This is a genomic window from Paenibacillus taichungensis, assembly GCF_050994985.1.
Classification (GTDB): Bacteria; Bacillota; Bacilli; order Paenibacillales; family Paenibacillaceae; genus Paenibacillus; species Paenibacillus taichungensis.
On the sequence record NZ_CP194720.1, the window covers coordinates 4,242,387 to 4,260,453 of the forward strand.

General features: G+C 43.0%; 25 protein-coding genes and 1 pseudogene. 3 read left to right on the plus strand and 23 right to left on the minus strand.

Features of this window, described 5'->3' with window-relative positions:
* Nucleotides 1–5: 5 nt before the first annotated feature.
* On the minus strand, nt 6–581 hold the full coding sequence (locus ACR1R9_RS18895) for a DMP19 family protein (RefSeq protein WP_090808513.1): 576 nt from the start codon (nt 579–581) through the stop codon (nt 6–8).
* A 241-nt stretch (nt 582–822) separates the two neighbouring features.
* Here ACR1R9_RS18895 and ACR1R9_RS18900 point away from each other — a divergent pair, with 241 nt between their 5' ends.
* The 3 genes and pseudogenes from ACR1R9_RS18900 to ACR1R9_RS18910 all read left to right on the plus strand — a co-directional run bounded on the left by ACR1R9_RS18900 (nt 823) and on the right by ACR1R9_RS18910 (nt 1,982).
* Nucleotides 823–1,065: a hypothetical protein gene (locus ACR1R9_RS18900; protein ID WP_433948918.1), complete on the plus strand. Its 243-nt coding sequence runs from the start codon at nt 823–825 to the stop codon at nt 1,063–1,065.
* A pseudogene (locus ACR1R9_RS18905) lies at nt 1,050–1,298 on the plus strand (glycosyltransferase); the annotation flags it as partial. The gene ACR1R9_RS18900 and the pseudogene ACR1R9_RS18905, both read left to right, overlap by 16 nt.
* Nucleotides 1,299–1,301: 3 nt before the next feature.
* Nucleotides 1,302–1,982, plus strand: coding sequence for a glycosyltransferase (locus tag ACR1R9_RS18910; protein WP_433948917.1), 681 nt, complete (start codon nt 1,302–1,304; stop codon nt 1,980–1,982).
* Nucleotides 1,983–2,226: 244 nt separating this feature from the next.
* Here the strand turns inward: ACR1R9_RS18910 and ACR1R9_RS18915 are convergent, their stop codons facing one another.
* The 22 genes from ACR1R9_RS18915 to ACR1R9_RS19020 all read right to left on the minus strand — a co-directional run bounded on the left by ACR1R9_RS18915 (nt 2,227) and on the right by ACR1R9_RS19020 (nt 18,044).
* Nucleotides 2,227–2,745 (minus strand): NUDIX domain-containing protein, encoded by a 519-nt coding sequence (locus ACR1R9_RS18915; protein ID WP_433923013.1) that lies wholly within the window; start codon nt 2,743–2,745, stop codon nt 2,227–2,229.
* Between the two features lie 65 nt (nt 2,746–2,810).
* A complete protein-coding gene (locus ACR1R9_RS18920; RefSeq protein ID WP_433923012.1) occupies nt 2,811–3,473 on the minus strand; it encodes an HAD family hydrolase in 663 nt (220 codons plus the stop codon).
* Between the two features lie 291 nt (nt 3,474–3,764).
* Entirely contained in the window at nt 3,765–3,935 is a 171-nt protein-coding gene (locus ACR1R9_RS18925) for a YHYH domain-containing protein (protein WP_094030628.1), read from the minus strand.
* 103 nt (nt 3,936–4,038) lie between these two features.
* Nucleotides 4,039–4,818 carry a Cof-type HAD-IIB family hydrolase gene (locus ACR1R9_RS18930; protein ID WP_433923011.1) on the minus strand — a complete coding sequence of 260 codons (780 nt, stop codon included), beginning with the start codon at nt 4,816–4,818 and terminating at the stop codon, nt 4,039–4,041.
* 283 nt (nt 4,819–5,101) lie between these two features.
* On the minus strand, nt 5,102–6,637 hold the full coding sequence (locus ACR1R9_RS18935; protein WP_433923010.1) for a PH domain-containing protein: 1,536 nt from the start codon (nt 6,635–6,637) through the stop codon (nt 5,102–5,104).
* Nucleotides 6,634–7,131: a PH domain-containing protein gene (locus ACR1R9_RS18940; RefSeq protein WP_433923009.1), complete on the minus strand. Its 498-nt coding sequence runs from the start codon at nt 7,129–7,131 to the stop codon at nt 6,634–6,636. The genes ACR1R9_RS18935 and ACR1R9_RS18940 overlap by 4 nt, the downstream gene beginning before the upstream one ends.
* A gap of 104 nt (nt 7,132–7,235) precedes the next feature.
* The gene (locus tag ACR1R9_RS18945) at nt 7,236–7,802 is read right to left on the minus strand and encodes a GNAT family N-acetyltransferase (RefSeq protein WP_433923008.1); all 567 of its coding nucleotides are present in this window, start codon (nt 7,800–7,802) and stop codon (nt 7,236–7,238) included.
* Between the two features lie 296 nt (nt 7,803–8,098).
* Complete coding sequence (locus ACR1R9_RS18950; protein WP_433948916.1) at nt 8,099–8,521, minus strand: hypothetical protein; 423 nt, start codon at nt 8,519–8,521, stop codon at nt 8,099–8,101.
* A gap of 204 nt (nt 8,522–8,725) precedes the next feature.
* Nucleotides 8,726–9,502 (minus strand): hypothetical protein, encoded by a 777-nt coding sequence (locus tag ACR1R9_RS18955; protein WP_433923006.1) that lies wholly within the window; start codon nt 9,500–9,502, stop codon nt 8,726–8,728.
* A 109-nt stretch (nt 9,503–9,611) separates the two neighbouring features.
* A complete protein-coding gene (locus tag ACR1R9_RS18960) occupies nt 9,612–9,767 on the minus strand; it encodes a hypothetical protein (RefSeq protein ID WP_162491041.1) in 156 nt (51 codons plus the stop codon).
* Nucleotides 9,768–9,991: 224 nt separating this feature from the next.
* A complete protein-coding gene (locus ACR1R9_RS18965) occupies nt 9,992–10,324 on the minus strand; it encodes an HIT domain-containing protein (RefSeq protein ID WP_072734123.1) in 333 nt (110 codons plus the stop codon).
* 20 nt (nt 10,325–10,344) lie between these two features.
* Nucleotides 10,345–10,794, minus strand: coding sequence for an NUDIX hydrolase (locus ACR1R9_RS18970; RefSeq protein ID WP_433923005.1), 450 nt, complete (start codon nt 10,792–10,794; stop codon nt 10,345–10,347).
* 45 nt (nt 10,795–10,839) lie between these two features.
* Nucleotides 10,840–11,436: an HD domain-containing protein gene (locus ACR1R9_RS18975; protein ID WP_433923004.1), complete on the minus strand. Its 597-nt coding sequence runs from the start codon at nt 11,434–11,436 to the stop codon at nt 10,840–10,842.
* Nucleotides 11,437–11,509: 73 nt separating this feature from the next.
* Entirely contained in the window at nt 11,510–12,292 is a 783-nt protein-coding gene (locus ACR1R9_RS18980; RefSeq protein ID WP_433923003.1) for a GNAT family N-acetyltransferase, read from the minus strand.
* Nucleotides 12,289–13,089 (minus strand): inositol monophosphatase family protein, encoded by an 801-nt coding sequence (locus tag ACR1R9_RS18985; RefSeq protein ID WP_433923687.1) that lies wholly within the window; start codon nt 13,087–13,089, stop codon nt 12,289–12,291. The genes ACR1R9_RS18980 and ACR1R9_RS18985 overlap by 4 nt, the downstream gene beginning before the upstream one ends.
* A gap of 174 nt (nt 13,090–13,263) precedes the next feature.
* Nucleotides 13,264–14,262 carry a phosphotransferase gene (locus ACR1R9_RS18990; RefSeq protein ID WP_433923002.1) on the minus strand — a complete coding sequence of 333 codons (999 nt, stop codon included), beginning with the start codon at nt 14,260–14,262 and terminating at the stop codon, nt 13,264–13,266.
* Nucleotides 14,246–14,701: a GNAT family N-acetyltransferase gene (locus ACR1R9_RS18995; protein WP_064639655.1), complete on the minus strand. Its 456-nt coding sequence runs from the start codon at nt 14,699–14,701 to the stop codon at nt 14,246–14,248. The genes ACR1R9_RS18990 and ACR1R9_RS18995 overlap by 17 nt, the downstream gene beginning before the upstream one ends.
* An 18-nt stretch (nt 14,702–14,719) precedes the next feature.
* Nucleotides 14,720–15,154 (minus strand): cytidine deaminase, encoded by a 435-nt coding sequence (locus tag ACR1R9_RS19000; protein WP_433923001.1) that lies wholly within the window; start codon nt 15,152–15,154, stop codon nt 14,720–14,722.
* Entirely contained in the window at nt 15,117–15,911 is a 795-nt protein-coding gene (locus tag ACR1R9_RS19005; RefSeq protein ID WP_099855015.1) for an aminoglycoside adenylyltransferase domain-containing protein, read from the minus strand. The genes ACR1R9_RS19000 and ACR1R9_RS19005 overlap by 38 nt, the downstream gene beginning before the upstream one ends.
* A 26-nt stretch (nt 15,912–15,937) precedes the next feature.
* On the minus strand, nt 15,938–16,831 hold the full coding sequence (locus ACR1R9_RS19010) for a PhzF family phenazine biosynthesis protein (protein ID WP_433923000.1): 894 nt from the start codon (nt 16,829–16,831) through the stop codon (nt 15,938–15,940).
* Nucleotides 16,832–16,849: 18 nt separating this feature from the next.
* Nucleotides 16,850–17,488 (minus strand): Type 1 glutamine amidotransferase-like domain-containing protein, encoded by a 639-nt coding sequence (locus ACR1R9_RS19015; RefSeq protein WP_433922999.1) that lies wholly within the window; start codon nt 17,486–17,488, stop codon nt 16,850–16,852.
* Nucleotides 17,463–18,044: a GNAT family N-acetyltransferase gene (locus ACR1R9_RS19020; protein WP_433922998.1), complete on the minus strand. Its 582-nt coding sequence runs from the start codon at nt 18,042–18,044 to the stop codon at nt 17,463–17,465. Before ACR1R9_RS19020 ends, ACR1R9_RS19015 begins: the two co-directional genes overlap by 26 nt.
* Nucleotides 18,045–18,067 lie beyond the last annotated feature (23 nt).

Consider the following 18,067-nt stretch of genomic DNA (forward strand, 5'->3'; position numbering starts at 1 on the left):
GCGTGTCAGATTGAATTAGACAAGAGGTGCTCCAACTCCTGTTTCAGGCGATCTTTGTTCGTATCCACATATTGATAAAGGAGTTCAAATACCTCTTCATTATCCGATTGCATGCTTAAATTACCCGCTTCCAGCTCAACCCGTTGCAAAACCTCATGGATCTGCTGTCCATGCGTATTCAGGGTCGTCGTTACATCCTGTTCGGAGAGTGCATTCACATTTTCTCTTAACTGCTCAGGTGTTACACCACTTTCGGATAACATATGCTGGATGTTCTTCAGAATCTCTGCATCAGCATCATTGCCTATGCGCTGCATCGCTTCCGTCGTTTCACCCAGAAAGCGCCCACTCAAATTTTCAAGAAAACCAGTAATGCCGCTCATGGATAGCTCTGTATCCAGATCTATGATCAGGATGGTATCTCGCAATACCTGTGGAAGTTCAGGTCCACACTCCCGAATGGTCGCAAATTCCGCGCGATACAGATCCATGGCAACACTCCCCACCACTTCCTCACCCGACATGCTGTCAAACTGATCCAAGGGTAATAATTGCTGCAATTCTTCCTGTAATTTGTTCATCTCTCTGCCTCCTGTATCTCTCTATCTATATAAGTTGGACGAATGATTTCACACGGGTCCACTATAACTAAACGCCTATATATCATAGCAGAATATGTTATATAAGTTTATCCGATGTAAGTTTGCCCCAGATTACTTCCCCGCACACTTTACACGGAATATGGATAAAGTTAACCTTCACTTGACCTTTGGAAAATGATCCGCTGTTATGATCTTGTCATCAAGAGTCTTGGGAGGGGTTATGATGCGCCTGGCCTTGTTCACTGACACCTATGTTCCGGAAACCAATGGTGTTGCCGGTACGCTGCACCGCTTGAGTAATCACTTGAACCGCAAAGGCATTGAGCATCTGTTATTCACACCGCAGTCTGTTATTGAAGGCAATGATGCCGCTCCGGTCCGTTCGGTTACCAACATCCCCTTTTCCTCTATCCGGAATGTCGCATTGCCTTACCTAATCGAGCATCCATCCATCGAGAGCTAAATACCTTTCAGCCAGATCTGCTGCATATCGCCACTCCGTTCAATATGGGTCTTTTTGGTCTCAGATATGCGCTCAAGTATCAGCTTCCACATGTCATCTCCTACCACACTCACTTCGATCGGTACCTCGAATACTACAAGTTGAAAAGTGTCATTCCTCTGTACTGGAAGTATATCCAATGGTTTCACCGAGCCTGTGATGCAACATTGACACCGTCTCAGGAGACCTTAAACGCATTGCAATCAAAAGGCATTCAACGTCTGAAGTTATGGTCCCGCGGGATCGATTGCAGTCTGTATTCACCTGATAAACGAAGCTCCGATATGCGTACTCGCTACAACATAACGGCTCCTCTAATTTTACTCTACGTTGGACGAATTGCCCCGGAAAAAGATATCGCTACCCTCACCCTTGCCATGCAGCAGTTGCCAGAACATATGCAATCCCGTGTACACTGGATCATTGTAGGCGATGGGCCATTGCTTCCCAAGATGCGTATGCAAGCCCCACCCAATGTCACCTTTACGGGGTATCTACATGGTAAAGATCTTGCTGCTATGTATGCTTCGGCAGATCTCTTTGTGTTTCCTTCCTCAACAGAAACATTTGGCAATGTGGTGCTGGAAGCGATGGCTTCGGGATTGCCGGTTCTCGCTGCGAATGGTGGCGGTGTAAAAGACTTGGTCACACATCATCGAAGCGGTGTTCTGTTCGAGCCGGGTAATACGGATGCATTGATTCGAGAGATATGCCTCTGGGGAGATCATATGGATCAACTGAGGACTATGGGTCTTGAAGGCCGAAAACTTGCTGAGCAGCGTTCGTGGGATCATATTTTTGACAGGTTGGTCAGAGATTATGAGGAAGCCATTGAGAATCGGAGAAAACGCACGAAAGATCGAATCATCACAGCTTGATTTTCATTTAATAAACCGAATTGAATAATGGATGATCACTGCCGCTCCAAGACCCACCTGTTGGAGTTTGAATATCAATATCCATCATGCTTTTTAAAAAAGAGAATTTATATTCAATACGAGGTATTAAAAAAGAGCGGGGGTGGCTAATATCCTCGCTCTTTATAACAGTCGCCTACAGACGTTTAAACGTATGGCTTTTTCGATCAGAGATAGGTCCCTTTCCCGGTCAAGACGTCTAACATTACACAACGGGTTCAAAGGATATCGTGTCTTGCATAATACTCCATTCCACCCTTGGTTTACCCGTTGCCCCTTCCCCCTTTAGGACATTACCGATCCATATCTCGTCGGTCTCCTGATTCTGCAAAAAGTGCCGGATCGCTGCTTTAATCAGAATGGATGTGTGTAAATCCAATAGCTCATCCAAAGGTACCCAAAATAACTCCCCTTCATCTGATGGAATAAAGGCTCGATGTGTCGTCTCACCAAAATATACAAACTGCTGCCGAACTTCACCGTCGCTATACTGCATCAAAACATATCGAAGACGGAAATTTTCAATTTCCGCTTGCTTGAACCCCGTCTCTTCTTCAATCTCCCGGTAACTGGCAGTCATTGGTGAATTAAGCTCGCCGTGCTCCAAATGCCCGCCAATACCACCCCAGAACTCAAAATCGAACAGCCTGCTGCCTGCCTTCTTCATCATCAACATGTCGTTGCCATGACTCAAAAACGCCGTAGCCATTTGTCTGATCTCCATGTGCACCTACCTCACTGTTCTGTTATGTAATATTGTGTGGTTTGAATCTAATCTGACGATATTTTCTAGAGTAGGCCTTTTAGTTCACCAAGATGCTCAATAGCATGCAATGGTTTGGTTGTAATGCTATCCTGCCAAGGCTGATTGACCTTCATCCAGACCGTGCTCATGCCTACTTTTGCCGCTCCTTCAACATCATTGACGGGATGATCTCCAATGTAGATACACTGCTCGGCAGAGAGGTTGAAATGATCCAATGCCAATTTGAAAATACGAGGATCGGGCTTTTTGACTCCAGCCTCTTCCGAAACGATAATATGATCAAAATCATCCCGGATACCAAGTTGATCGATTTTGCCGTATTGAATCTCGGTTTTACCATTGGTGATTAAACCTGTTTTATATTTTCCTCTTAGATGCTGAACCACTTCTCGCGCCTGCTCCATCAATACAGCACTTCTCACATACTCTCTGCCATAGAACTCCATAAGCTCCGCGTGAGGTGGATTCTCAGCCCAAGGTAATTCATGGAGCAACTCATTGAACAACACATCTTTGTCCTTGTAACCGTCCTCATCCAGCTCAATAATTCGTTTAAGAATATCATCCGTAGTCTCAAGATGAGCAAAATAAGTGTTGATCAAGCTCTGGCTGAAGCCTTCAAAGGTACTTGTTCTGTTGAGAATCGTATTGTCTAGATCAAAAATAATTGCTTTAATATGATCCATCGTCATACTCCTCCTGTCTGGTCTTAAAAACGTTCTTTCCTTAATAGTTGCTCCAGTTTCCGATTGGTTTCGGCCTGCTCTTGAATTAACCGTTTCGTATTACTTTCTATGCTGATGAGTGTGACCGTCATAATAATTACACAAACTATTCCAATAAAGCCCATAATACTACTCACCTCTAACGTAATGTTTATTCTATTCTGTTAGCTGCGACTACCATGAATTATAAACATGCAAACCCAACCTTAGATCAGACCAGGGCTGGGTTTACCTTGTAAAACTCATTTTCATTCATTTCTTCTTTTTGTGATAATGGTAGCCTGTGCAAAGGCCCTTTTGTTTGGATTTCGCGGAACAATTATGTCCACCATTTTTGTCCAGTCTACCTGGATGGGCATAAGCTGAAGAAGATACACCAATAAGTACGACAAAAGACAAGATTACAATGACAACCTTTTTCATAAGTCACCCTTCGATCACACCCTATGCTTTAGGGCTTAATTCATCCTCCATCATTCTACATGAAAACCCATAATTAGGATATCCTTATTACTCCAAAATTTGCTTATTCTATGATTTTAAACTTCCTCAACGCATGTGTGATGCCATCCTCACTTGCTCGCAGTGTGACATAGTCGGCACTTTGTTTGACGCGCTCTCCTCCGTTTCCCATCGCAATGCCAAGACCCACATACTCTAGCAAATCAATATCATTTTCACCATCGCCAAAAGCCATTGCTTCCTCTTTCGATATATTCAGGTGGTCGAGCACTTTCCCTGCCGCTATCGATTTGGATACTTCATTCTCTTCCAGTACGTTAGACACGTAAGGATGAAACCTCACGAATTTTAATGCTGGAAATCTGGAATGGAATTTCTCCGCTTCGGCTTGATCGGCATATAAACAAATGCAATACACTTCCTGGTCCAAAGAACTGATGCTCAATGGGTACTCCATCAGACCGAGCGTATCTCTCAATGCATCGGTGACACGTACATCCGCTGTGCATAAACCATTCATTTCGAATGACTCTGTAAAATAAGAAATACTGCTGCCGTTCAGCTCGGCAAATTCACTGATTTCTCTAACCATTCGTGTAGAAAGCACCGATTTATGTATCACTTCTTCACCACTCTTGATCAATGCCCCGTTAGCCGAAATCATGGTATCAATCCCGAGTTTTCTGAAATCTCGGCATAAATTGTACGGTCTGCCAGTGACCAGCACGACCTCTATGCCCCTCTGAACCAATTTTCGAATGGAATCCTCTGTACTTGGAGAGAGACTTCGATCCTTCTCACTGAGTAGCGTACCGTCCACGTCCATAAATACGATTTTAATCAAAAGGATACCTCCTTAGCTATATCAATTGAACTAAAGCATATTTACACCTGCCACTCCGATGACAGAACAACCTTCCGATCGCTGTTATCCCCAGATTTTTTTTGATTACTATTTTCAAAGGGGAAACTCCCGGAATAAAGGCGAACACTTCGCTTCTTCAGGTTATTTCTGTCCTCTCCGTTCTCTTGTAACTGTTTAGTTCAATTGATATAGAAATTAAAAATTTCAATTCAAAAGGCAAGTGCACAGTAAACTTAGTAGTCTTCCTGCACTTGCCTTTACATTATCGAGTCTGGACGTTCTGGCTCCGCTCCATATACCACAGCTGAAACGCCTCTACCGCTTCAAGCGGTATATCGTTTAGCGTATGATGCAGAACAGGTTTGGCACGATTCACGGTTTGAATCGAAGCAACTCCAAACCAACGTTGCAGTAGATTCCGGGTGATCTGTACCTCAATGACTTTCTCTCGCTTGGAGATGTATAGTGTCGAGGTTAATGCACCCGTTCGCAATTGGATAAAGTTCTCATTCAGGATGTATCGTGTATGGAGAAAATCAGTTATTCTGCATATGCCAATCCACAGAAACAGAATAGCGGAAATCATCCACCATGCCTGATTCTGTCCCAGAATCGGCGGTTTGAAATAAAACAGTAACCCTGTTGCAATGATCCACACCCAGCTTGGTGTCAGCATGCGCAGCCATAATGATTTGCGTGGAAGCTTCTGCATCTCCTGCGTGACCTGATAGGATGGCAAAATCTCCGAGATCATATCGTCAGCTTGCTTCACAGGCAGAAAAGGATAGAGCGAGTTAACTTCCTGTTCGGATTCTCCCACACCACCTGCTGTCGTTAGTTCCACTTCTGCCAATCCTAGCAGTCTTTTCATCGGAGACTGTGTGATTTTCACCGCCTGTACTCGTTCTTTCAGGATCGAAAATGCGGTCTGTTCCAACATCCCCTTCGTAATGTAGATACGTTTGCGATCCGAGGAGATTTGGAAATCACCATACTTCACAAAGGTTCTGACAATCCCTAGCATAATGGAAACAGCAATTAGTCCTGTAATGATCAATGCGGTAATCCACCAGGTATCCAGCCACGTTAATAGGATGCTCTCCGTCACTTTTTCATCGGGAAAGAAATCTTTTATCGACGAATAGAGCGATCCCAGAATCGGAATAAGTACCAGAAAGCTGAGCGACGTAAACGAAGCTTTGAATATATCTTTTCGAGTGGACTTGTAATGGTCATTCCGTTCAAGCTCTTCTTTTACAGGTAGTTGAATATCTTCTTCCAGTGTTACGTGTTCAGGTCGCATCACTGGTTCCTCATTTGGTTCTACAGCATCACTGGCGACATTCGTTTCCGACATATGCCCTGCTACTACCTTTTCAAGCCGCTCCGATTCCGAAAGTGAAACGACTTGCAGCTGAAAAGTAGCATCTTCTCCCTTGATACCCGTCTCAAAACGAATGGATGTGACTCGGAACAAACGATGAAACAGCGACGTATGCCGGTTTACGTTCTGAATTTTGGTATAGGGTATCGTTCTTCTTGTGCGATTAAATACCCCACTGTAGATCTGAAAAGCCTTATCATCAGCGGTATAACGTAGTGTAAACCAACTCCAGATGATGCTTATCACACTAAACGCGATAGCCACATAGAAGACGATTCTGCCATACATAATCCACGTGGACGCCGACCCATGACGGAGAATAAATAAAAAAACGATAAATGCAAAAGAATTTTTCACCAGTTTCCACAAACTCCAGAGCATGGCTAACGGGTGTTGTCTTTTCATCTCGTTCATTCATCCACCTCATTAATCCTTGCATAGGACGCAATCTGATTACGCAGTTCAAGCGCCACTTCCTCTGGTAGCGCCGGGATCGTATGAGATGAACCCATCGTGCCAATCGATACAGAATATAGGCCATATTTTCTCAAAAGAGGACCTTGGTTCGTCGTGACGGATTGTACTTTGGCCATAGGAACGATCTGATGTACCTTTTTCAAAGCGCCGTGTTTCAATTGCAAGAACTCCTCATTCGCATCGTAATACCAATGCTTGTATAACAATGAAGGCCGGATAAAAACCTCCCACACCGCATACAGCACTGATATGGCAGTCACTCCCCACAGCAACCAACCAATCCCCGCCCTCCATCCAAAGACGGAATCCAGAATCAGCAGTGCTGCAAGCACAATCAACCCTATTCCGTTCAATATAATCGCACTGATTCTCCATATGGTTATGGCATCCGGCGATAAACGTTGCTCGGGTGTACTCTGTATGTACTGCATATCTTCACTCCTTTTTCTTACTGTACGAAGAATAGTCCTCTATCGATGCAGAAAGATTGACTTAATAAAAGAGATGACCCCTGTTCAGTACAGGTCGTCATCTCTTAGTCATTTATTGCAGCAAAATCCTTCACATTACATAACCACACCATATGGTCCGTGCCTTCACCCCAGTAGTTCTTTGCCACGGCATAGGGTTCTCCAAACTTCCGCTGCCATTTCTTCTGGGCTATCCGGTATCCACTATCCAGGCAAAATTGCGTAATCTCACGTCTCTGAAGTTCAGTAGCCAAGGCATGAATGAGAGCAGAGCCAATTCCCCGACCCTGAACCTCTGGCAGAACGTAGAGACTACCCAATTCCCCTACGTAGTTCAGTTGGAGGTCGGTGCATTCTTGAATCTCCTCGCCGCAAGGTCCATACGAAATAGTGCCTACGACCGTATCTTCCCTTTTGGCCAGCAAGAAGAAAACATTCGATTCCTGTTTGTTGTCAGGATGCAAAGCTGAGTAAAGCATCGCTTTTTTGTGTTCAATTTCATCGCGTATGTCTTCGTGCAGGGAACCCAGCCCTTCCTGTGTAAATGCATTCGTTATGGATGTCTCGAATACCCGCCAGGCACCCTCCATATTCGATGCTGTTAAAGGTTGAATGGTAATCAGGTGACTCATATGACCGTCTCTCCGTTTCAATAGATATATAAATTAAACCAAAGAATATTTACACTTGCCACTCCGATGACAGAACAACCTTCCGATCGCTGTTATCCCCAGATTTTTTTGATTCCTATTTTCAAAGGGTAAAATCCGGGGATAAAGGCGAAGCTGATGCTTCCGATGCAGCTTTCTTTCAGAAAGCTTTTAGCTTCACTTCTTTAGGTTTTTTCTGTCCTCTCCGGTATCGTGTAATTTTTTGTTGAACCTATATAGTAAACTGACTTACCGAAGGTAATCTGTAATCTTCTGTGTCAGTCCGTATGACTTTGAATCAGTTTCCTCACTCGGTTTGCATCCTCTATGGGTATGCTGTATCCTACGTGGGTATCCTCGTGGTTAACCAGAAGGGCTGACTGCTTGGGATCTTTGCCTATGGAAAAAGCATACTGGGTTAAGGACCCATCGGCATCTGTTAAGATCATCTTGTACTCCGCGCTATAATCAAGACTTCCCGCTATGCGCTCCGCTTTGTTTATAGCCTCGATTACGATTCCAATCTCAACCGGATCTTTGAATTCCACATCCTCACACGCTTCAATCGTGAAGTTGGGGTTGCAGGTTAATGTAATGAGCGAAGGCAGAGCTTCTTTCGGATTAGAATTATTTCCATTGGTAGGATTGCAGCCTGCAAGGAGCACTACAAAGAGTCCTAAGAGAATCCCTGCTTTTTTCATTAGCATATGAACCTCCCGATTCTTACTTAGAACATGAGCGTAAACGCTCTACGTAATCATCTGTATTTAGCTCTAGATGCTTATGCTGACATGCTGCAGCTCAGTGTCCCATCCTTGGAGCAGTACTTAGAAACGCTGGGAGGTATCGGCCATGAAAGCACTTATCTTTATGTCCGTAATGAATTTGGGAATTATACCCGGTGTTCAAGCCTGCACTCGCTCTGTTTGTATCCTCACAAATAACTGCTCCAAATCCGTATGAAGATCCGGCTGTTCGTTAACGAGCAGGCTTATGTATTCCGACCCGCACTCATAGAAAACAAGACGATTAAACGGAGCTGTATCCCCAATATGATTGATTTCCAGTCCAAATTTCTCCCGAATTCGATTCTCCAGATAGCGCGCGTAACCTTCGTTCCATTCCAGCCAGTTGAAGTACTCCCCTTGTTCTTCACTCAAAGAGCTGAACAGGGCTACTCTTGCCTCTTTCACTTGCAAGAGATCCTTATTCTTCAAGGCTGACAGCAACGAAGTGATCCGCTGGACAACCATCTCATTGTCATAAGGAAACTCATAATCCAGTTCCCATGTTACACGTTTGATTTGCTCCATCTTATGTTTGATCTCAAGTCGGTCACCCATGTCGGTGTAATGCTCATTTACGTAACAATGGACAAATTCATGAAAGAGATAGACTTTCTGCTCAAAATTTTGGAACGCCGCATCCGTCACCACTGCGCACATCCGCTCATCCATGTGATGCACTCGAAACGCCGCAAGGCATCCTTCGGGAATATTCAGGTCATCCGGGACGGTTTTCACCCATTCATATTGCTGTGTCTTGGACGAATAATCATAGATATATAATAAAGTTTCAAATGCCACAACCACGGGATAATAGTCTGCGAATAAAGGATGTATACTGACCAAATCTTTTTGAAGCTCCTGCAATTCGTTGATTTGCTCTAAAAAAGTATCCATGTCATTTACCCTCTCTTTAGTTGAATAATGAGTTAATCATATCAATAGAGCAACAATAAAACACTGAGAGAAAAATGATAATTCTATTGTTGAGTGATATTTCTACAGCTTAGAACCGTTCTCCTCGTTTCTCATATAGATAAATGTCCAACGCCTGAATCCCGCGTTTAGCAAGTTTGATAAATAAAATGAGGGCATATACACCCAAACCGAATAACACCAAGTTAAATAAAACTGCGAATGTTGAAATGAATGAAAAGCTCATCACAATTCCTCCTTTTTTATCAACGTACTGAATTCATAATTCATATGATCATCATGATTGATAAATAGTTCAATTTATTAATTCACCAAACTATTTTAGCATATTTTACCTCCATTTACTTTCTCCAATCAAATTCCTCATTCTTGATAGAGTGAATTCTAATCATTAAATTCAAAAAGTCTTCCCCCGAACATCCGGCAGGAAGACTCTACTTAAGACTTATTTTATTGGATACGTTCACCGCTTACCACATGCCAGTGTTGATGCTTCGAATCCTGGTAAGTGCCCAGGTTGGTTACGATTTTGGAAGAACCCGTCTGGACAACCATGTCCGCAGCAACCTTTTTGATAACGCGCATAATTTCCAATAATAGTTCATCATTATTAGCTTCTTCCTGTGAAATGAACGATTGGATATGGATCTTTGGAATAACAACAATATGATGCTTGTAGTATGGTCGAGTATGATGATAAGCCAGCACCTTGTCTGTTTCCATGACGATATTTACTTTGGTATTACCACTAAGCACTTCATCACAATAAAAATCCTGTGTCATATACGATCTCCTTTCATTACTCAGTTAATATATCCCGCTTTTTTCAGCACATATTCCGTGAACGGGTTGATCTCTGGGATGGGTATACTCAGATCAAAATAACGCAGTTCCAGTCCTTCATCATCCATGACGGTTGGTTCGCCCTGAATTTCAGTAGCTTCATAGACTGCCATGACATTATACACTTCATCTCCATGCGGATACTTGTAATACATGTCCTGACCTGAGAAAACGGTAATGAGTTTATATGCACCCGCTCTCAGTCCAGCTTCCTCATTTAATTCACGGGCAGCAGCTTCCTCCAAAGATTCTCCCGGTTCCAATGATCCGCCAAGGGTTCCCCAATCCAGACTATCTGTACGTCTTTGCAACAGCAGATGGCCCTGCTCATTGAAGACCAACACACATGAACCAGCCATGATTAGAGGACGCGAACCCACCAGCTTTCTCAACTCCATGATATAACCCATAAAGATTTTCCCCCGTCTGTAATCAGATAAGTTCAGCAATGTGCTCTAAGATTTGGATTTAGTCAAGATTCCTTTGTCTACGGAATTTTGGATAATCTGTTGTGCGTACGTCCACAATGTTTCGGAACCGTTCTCAATCTCCCGATTTCTATTTAATACCTGCTCACTTGTAATATTATATTTCTGCCACGTATCTCCCTCATTCTGATGATTGTGGATCAACGGCTGCAACCGATCCATCGACGAGGCAAACTGCGCTTCGTTGGTCTCCTTTGCCTCAAACTCCAGCCATAGGTTCAACAGTTCTTCGGCTTGTTCCTCAGGTAAAATCCCAAATAGTCGATGCGCAGCCTTGATCTCTCGGTCATATTTATCCGCATGCCCTACCGTATCGTAGGCAAATGTATCTCCGGCATCGATCTCAACGAGGTCATGAACAAGAAGCATCTTAATGACTTTGAGAATATCCACCTCCTTGTTGGAGTGACTCTGCAAAATCAGGGCCATCATCGCCAGATGCCAGGAATGCTCTGCATCATTTTCGTGTCTGTCACCATGGATGATTCTCGTTTTTCGTTCAATCGTTTTCAGCTTATCAATCTCAATAAGAAATTGAATCTGACTCTGTAATGATTCGTTCATTTTAGTCTCCTTTCAGCATTTTTTTCCAAACCCTATCAAGAGAGATTGTACCAGTAAACTCTGTAATCAAAGTTCAGAGACATACCCACACCCTCTGCCAAACGTATTGAACCTGCATACCTTTAATCCTGCATTCTTCTACAAATGCTTGCGCTACCCGTGCACCGTAATTCCTTCTCTTGTATGCTTCGATAGTTTCAATATCAATTGCATGCCACTGATCTGATATAAACGCCGAAAAGCAAACACTCGCGATATCCTCGCCTTGTACTGCAATGTATCCAAAGCCATGTTCCAAGAACTCATCCATGTTATCCCAAAAGCGTGAGACTTTGTCCTTCAGAAAAGATAGATTGTTGAACTTCCCAGCTTTCAGTAATGCCTCGTCTAATTTGAGAAGCCTGACAACCTCATTCTGAGAAACATACCCTTCATGAATACCCGGATGACTTAGATGTTCAGTCATACCTTGGTCTGAATCCAATGTGAATACATGCTGAATATCGCTATGGAGCTCTTTATTCACGGCCATATGATGAAGCACATCTTCCCAGCTTTCATCCGCCACACCTACCTCGACTGTGTGGATATTTAATCTTAATAACTCAGGTTCTATGTGTTCTTTCATGAAATCTTCCAATTCGTTCAGGAAGGGTTCACTTCGAGCGTCTCCGACCAACTGAAAACCGTTTTGTCCCTTCACCCAAATTAACGCTGCTGTGATATTTGCTGCATCATCAACGTAGATTCGGCCAGGATTCAACCCAGATACCACGGCCTTCACCTCAATATTTCTGTATAAGTCCGTGAAGTGCCTCAACTTATAGAATTCATGCTTATTAAGCTCGCTAATCATGAGTTCATTCCCTCCCGAACGACACTCAGGAAATACTCACGATGATCCGGATGGCAGGCAATCAGATATGGCTCTGAATTCATGCCTTCAAAGGGAATCCCTTCAAAATCCATAACAATGGCACCTGCTTCTTTCGCCATTAATATGCCTGAATACAAATCGTCTCCTTCCGAATTGTAGAGCACAATGCCGTCAATATCCCCCTTAGCTAACATGCACCACTGTAAGGTTGGAGCCCATAATCGCATCATTCGTTTGAAACGAACATCCAGATGTTGACGTAGCCGTACAGCCTTCTCCTCATTTTGCACCTGATGTCCCTGAATCCAGCCAATGGTCCCTTTATGAATATGCTCTTTCTTTTGGACTTTCATGGGGTTCAGATTACAACTTGCTCCATTCCCACGTGATGTCACAAACAAACGATCCACCAGAGGTTCGTAAATAACCCCGAGGACGGGTTCTAAACGATACATTAATGTAATCGAGACGGAAAATATCGGTAGACCAATGGCAAAGTTGTTTGTTCCGTCTAACGGATCAATCATCCACAGCCAGTCACTCTTCTGTCCGTTATGCCCCCGCTCTTCACTATGGATCTCATGAGCGGGAAAACTTATGCTAATTTCATCACATATTATCCGCTCTGCTTCATGATCTACTTCAGTAACGACATCCCCAAAGATGCCCTTCTCCTCTGCGCAGGTGATCTGATCAAAATGATCTTTGGCAACTTTTCCTGCTCTTCGAATGACTCTCTCCGCAAGGTCTTGAGCTAAACGAATGGTTTGTTCGATGACAATCACTCCGTTCGGTTACTTGATAGTCTTTCCGTATTCTGGACAAGGCTCTTTTGGCATCCGTCTTTGCATTGAGTGAACTGCTAGGGGATATGTTTTTCAATCTTATTGGGTATAGGTTGATCCTTTATGGAAACCCTCAGTCTCTGACTCATAATAATCGTTCTTGAATCAGACCAAGTATCTATGAAACAATTCTTGAATTTTTAAATCATGCTTATGTAGCCAGTTTATATTCCGCTCAAATTGATTAAGCATAAAGTTAAAGTTTTGCTCAATCGTCACTCCCGCATAATGCTGACCAATATAAAAATGAAGCACCGCTATAAAATAGATTTGGGTAAGTAACGGTAAGTAATTGATTTCCAGAGTGGAGTGTTTACGTTCAGTTGAATGCCCTTGAAGAAAAGCCTCAATCATATCCAATGCCCCTTCGGATTCCTGAATCATATGATTGAAGCTAATCGCCAATTCCATGAACGCAGCATCCATCCCCATAAAATCAAAATCCAGTACGCCTATGATCTCATCGTCACGAGAGAGCAAATTATATATCAACAAATCATGATGAACGAGTTGACTCGGCAGCACTTCCAAAGAAAGGTTGGATGTCTCCACATCAGTAATCATCCTTTGGTAAAAAGAGTACATTTCATCTGATAATTCAAGAGGTGTATTTTCAAAAAAAGTCTTAATTGACTGACGATTAGCTAAAGGATGAATATCATATATTTTGCTAAATGATATCCCATGATAGCCGTCTTTTTTGGTTTGAAGCTTACTCATCTCAGAAGAGAACGTTCCCACCAATCTACCAAAATGTTTAGCTTTTTTCAGATCAGACAAAGGAGGTATATAGCCCTCTATAAAATTAGTAATAGCTGCAAGAGACCCATCGTTTAAAACGACGAAATTCTCTCCAGATAAAGTATGAAGAAAGACAGGTACCTGAAACGATAAATGTCTGCCATCAAGAAATGTCGTCACTTGAGTTTCGAGCTCAATACTATCGATCGTTTTCATGTACTTATTATAGATTCGAACGATATACTTCTGCCCATTCATTTCAAGAACTTGGGTTGTATTGGTCAGTCCAAATGGGACGGCTTTCAAGACATACTTCGCTTCACAGAAATAATGTTGAAGAACTTCATCAAATTTGATGTTCATAGATCCGAGTCTCTTCATCATCTAGCAAATATCCTTTACCGATATACGCCCAGTTATTTTTTTCATAATAGTCCGTCAAATCCGTACATAAATACAGCTTATCGTAGCCCTTCGTCTTCACCTCATTAATCGCATGATTCTGTAGTTGCCCACCAAGGTTCTTGCCTCGGTATTCTGGATCAACATGAAGGCACGCAAACCACGGGAACAGATCCTGGCGGCTATTCAAATCACTCCTTAACAGAGCATATCCTCCAACAATCCTGTCTCCATCCAACAGTACATAAAATCGGGGTACATCACTCTCGGTTTCCACGGAACGCTCAATGCAATCCCGGTAAAAATGATAACTTGATTCCGAGCCCCACTGCTTCCAAAAGTATTGTACAGCTGTCTGCAGCATGTCCGGCTTTTGCCGAATATCAACTATCTCAAACATCACAGTCTACCTTCCTTATTATGTTCTTGTATATTTTTGTGGTAATAGCTGCCCAATCGTTGTTTTAGAATAACCCTCTTCTCCCTGCAAGATGACCTGTGTGTCCTTCCCATAATCACTAATCAGTTCTCTGCAAAAACCGCAAGGAGATACCACATCTAACTGGATTTCCGCTCCGTTCGGTGCATCATTAGGATCAACTTCGGGATGTCTTACGGCCACGATCGTTTCGAATTCATGTTCCCCTTCCGAAATGGCTTTACCTATAGCAATCGCTTCCGCGCATACTGAGACACGACCGATATAGGCTTCCAGATGTACCGCCGTAAATATTTTTCCAGATCGAGTTCGTACTGCTGCCCCAACGTGATGCTTGCCCTCCTGATACAAACGCAAAATTACGTTCTTTGCTGCTTCAATCAGTTCCAGATCCTCTGTCGTTATAATCATCATGATGTCTCCTTTTTATTTCATCCAACATGTACTTCGCATAATCCAGAAGTAAATCATCACTTAGATTCACGCTTTCCAGCTCTCCGTTATATTTTGCTATACATTGTGAGATGACTTCTTTGTACTTCGGTAAAATATGAATGAGTGCCCACTCGCCTGCTTCTCGCTTGGAGTATATAACCGACTCTTTCACATACAATAGAACCCGTGATAGGTTCAGAACATAGTAGACAGGATTCTCCGTTATTTCTTCCATAGCTGAACCAACGTCAGATGTAATAGAGGCCAACATATATTCACGTTTTACGGGCTGGAATAACTCCTTAATCGGTTTGCCGACAAGCACAATTCCACGGTCGACAATAACGGCCAGGTGTGCTACCAGATCCGGATCTTCGTATCCACCGCAAAGATATTGATCATCAGTTCTATACTTTTCCCGGTGATACCCCGAGTAATGAAACTCAAATGGAGTCGGAAATGTCAGTTTAGCAACCGTAGACTCCAAAACAATACTAAGTTCAAACCCTGTGACAATATGCATTTCATCTTCGGTCTGCATCAATCTCTTCGCAATCCTTCGATAGGTATCAGCAGACAGCTGCTCCCGGCATACCACCAGTATATCGATATCGCTTTGATTGGGATGGAAGCACCCCATAGCCATGGACCCGTGCAAATAAATTCCTACCAAAGAGTCCGAACATTCTTCTTGTAACAAATGAGAAACTGTATGTAGTACCGCCTGTTCATCCACCTAAACCCTCTCCTTCATTTACGTTGTTACGTATTCAACTCCACTTTCATTTCTTCCACAAAAACAGCCGTGCCTCGTATTCTGACATCCATGTCCTGTCCATTTCTGACCACACTGACATGAACTTTCCCATCTCTGCCAATCTCATGCCCTTGCTCCACAACAAAATGAGTCTGATCCATCCCAGAATTCATATACTCCAAATAATAGGCACCCATCACACCGGATGCTGTTCCCGTAACCGGATCCTCCGTAGTTCCCGAAAAAGGCGAGGAAAAATGTCTGGCATGCATTAGCGCATCTGAATCGCGGGTTTCCAAAGCAAATGGATGCAGAGAAGCTTTCGGATTTTCATCTAATATCTCAGGAAATAGAGAAGAATCCGGTTTCATTTGTTGGAAAGAAGTCAGTTTGCAAATCGGTATCAACAAAGTCCAGGTGCCTGTACTTCCATAAACTATAGGTGCGGATAGATCAATATCATCCGTGGTTAGATTAATGGATTTTGCCAGCTTCTCTATGTCACCTTGGAATGGCATGAAACGGGGTTGATCCTGCTTCATCTCAATGTTGATCGTATCGCCATCCTGCTGGAACTGAATCGGCAATATGCCTACATTAGTCTCAATGGTAATCGACTGCTTATCCTCCAGTAGCCCTCTAGTCTTTAACCCATACATGGATGCCATTGTGGCATGCCCACACAGATTAATCTCATGACCCGGTGTGAAATATCGTAACCTAACGTCTGCCAACTCGGATCTCATCACGAAGACCGTTTCATTAAAGCCAACTTTATGCGCAATCTGCTGCATCGCTTCTTCACTGAGCGAATCGGCATGAAAGACGACTCCAGCCGGATTTCCTTTACCAGGAACCGTCGAAAAAGCATCATAATGATATACAGTGATTTCACTCATTGTAGACCCACCTTATTTTCAGTTTATACGATATGCATCGCCATATGACTCTACCACTTCACCATTGATAATAATCCCGCTACCATCTTTGCAAGCATAGATTGTTGTAGAGTTGGCACGCACGTAATCTCGTAATGATTCCGGAGCTTCTTCCGTTCCATCCCAATGTGGTGAAAATTCAAAATCAACGAGCGCCAGAGCCTGCTTGTCCATTAATCCAACATGGTTCTCGTCTGCATGTTTACCATATCCGGCCATTTCAATCGTTGGTGTAGTTAGAATACTACCCGCGCTAACTCCAATCAGAATGCCGCCCTTGTTCACATAGGAACGCAACAATCCCATTGCATTTCTCTTCTGCAATAAACTTAGAAAATAAAATGTATTCCCTCCAGATAAATGAATCGCGTCGGTTTCAAAAATCGTATTAAATCTGTTTTCCTCGTATTCTAGGTCTAGATCATAATAATCAATTGATTTGATACCCAGTTCATTATAGTAACGTCTCGTATGCTCGAAATATTTCCGTTCCGGGTCGGAACACGAAGGTACATAACCCATGGAAGGCTGGTCAGAGTTGAACAAGCTCAATATCCTCTGATTTAGTTGGTGGTTAGATTCGAAATATAAATCACTTAACAAAACCAGCTTGGTCATCTGAATTTCTCCCTCTTTGTTCACTAAACTCTTTTTCTAAAATGGAGAAGAAATATTGATCCGTCCATTGATTGTTCCACCAAAGTTCTTCCTTGAACACAGCTTCCCGTGTCATACCCACATGCTGCATCAGCGCAGCAGATCTGACATTCTGAGCATTGCACATACCTATCACTTTATGGGCGTGTAACCCGTTGAATGCAAATTCTAATAAAAGATTCGTAGCCTCACTTCCATAGCCCTCCCCTACATAATTCGGAAGCAGCGCGAATCCGAGTTCCCAGCTTTTTCTATGACCTACATAGCTCCACATTTGGATAAGGCCAACTGGTTCACCTTCTGGATCTTCCAAACGACGAATAATGAAATCATAGGCATACGGCTTTTCCTCCACAGTAAAAAAATGACTACGATATTTATCGCGAACTTTCTCCGTATCCGTTTCAACGGTCTCCTCAAAACTCCATATACTCGCATCACATTCAATTTTGCTTATAAAGTCGAGGTCATGTTCTGTGACAGGTGTTATTCTTATTTTCTGTCCTGCGAACTCCATTTCAAATTATCTCCTTTGATTGT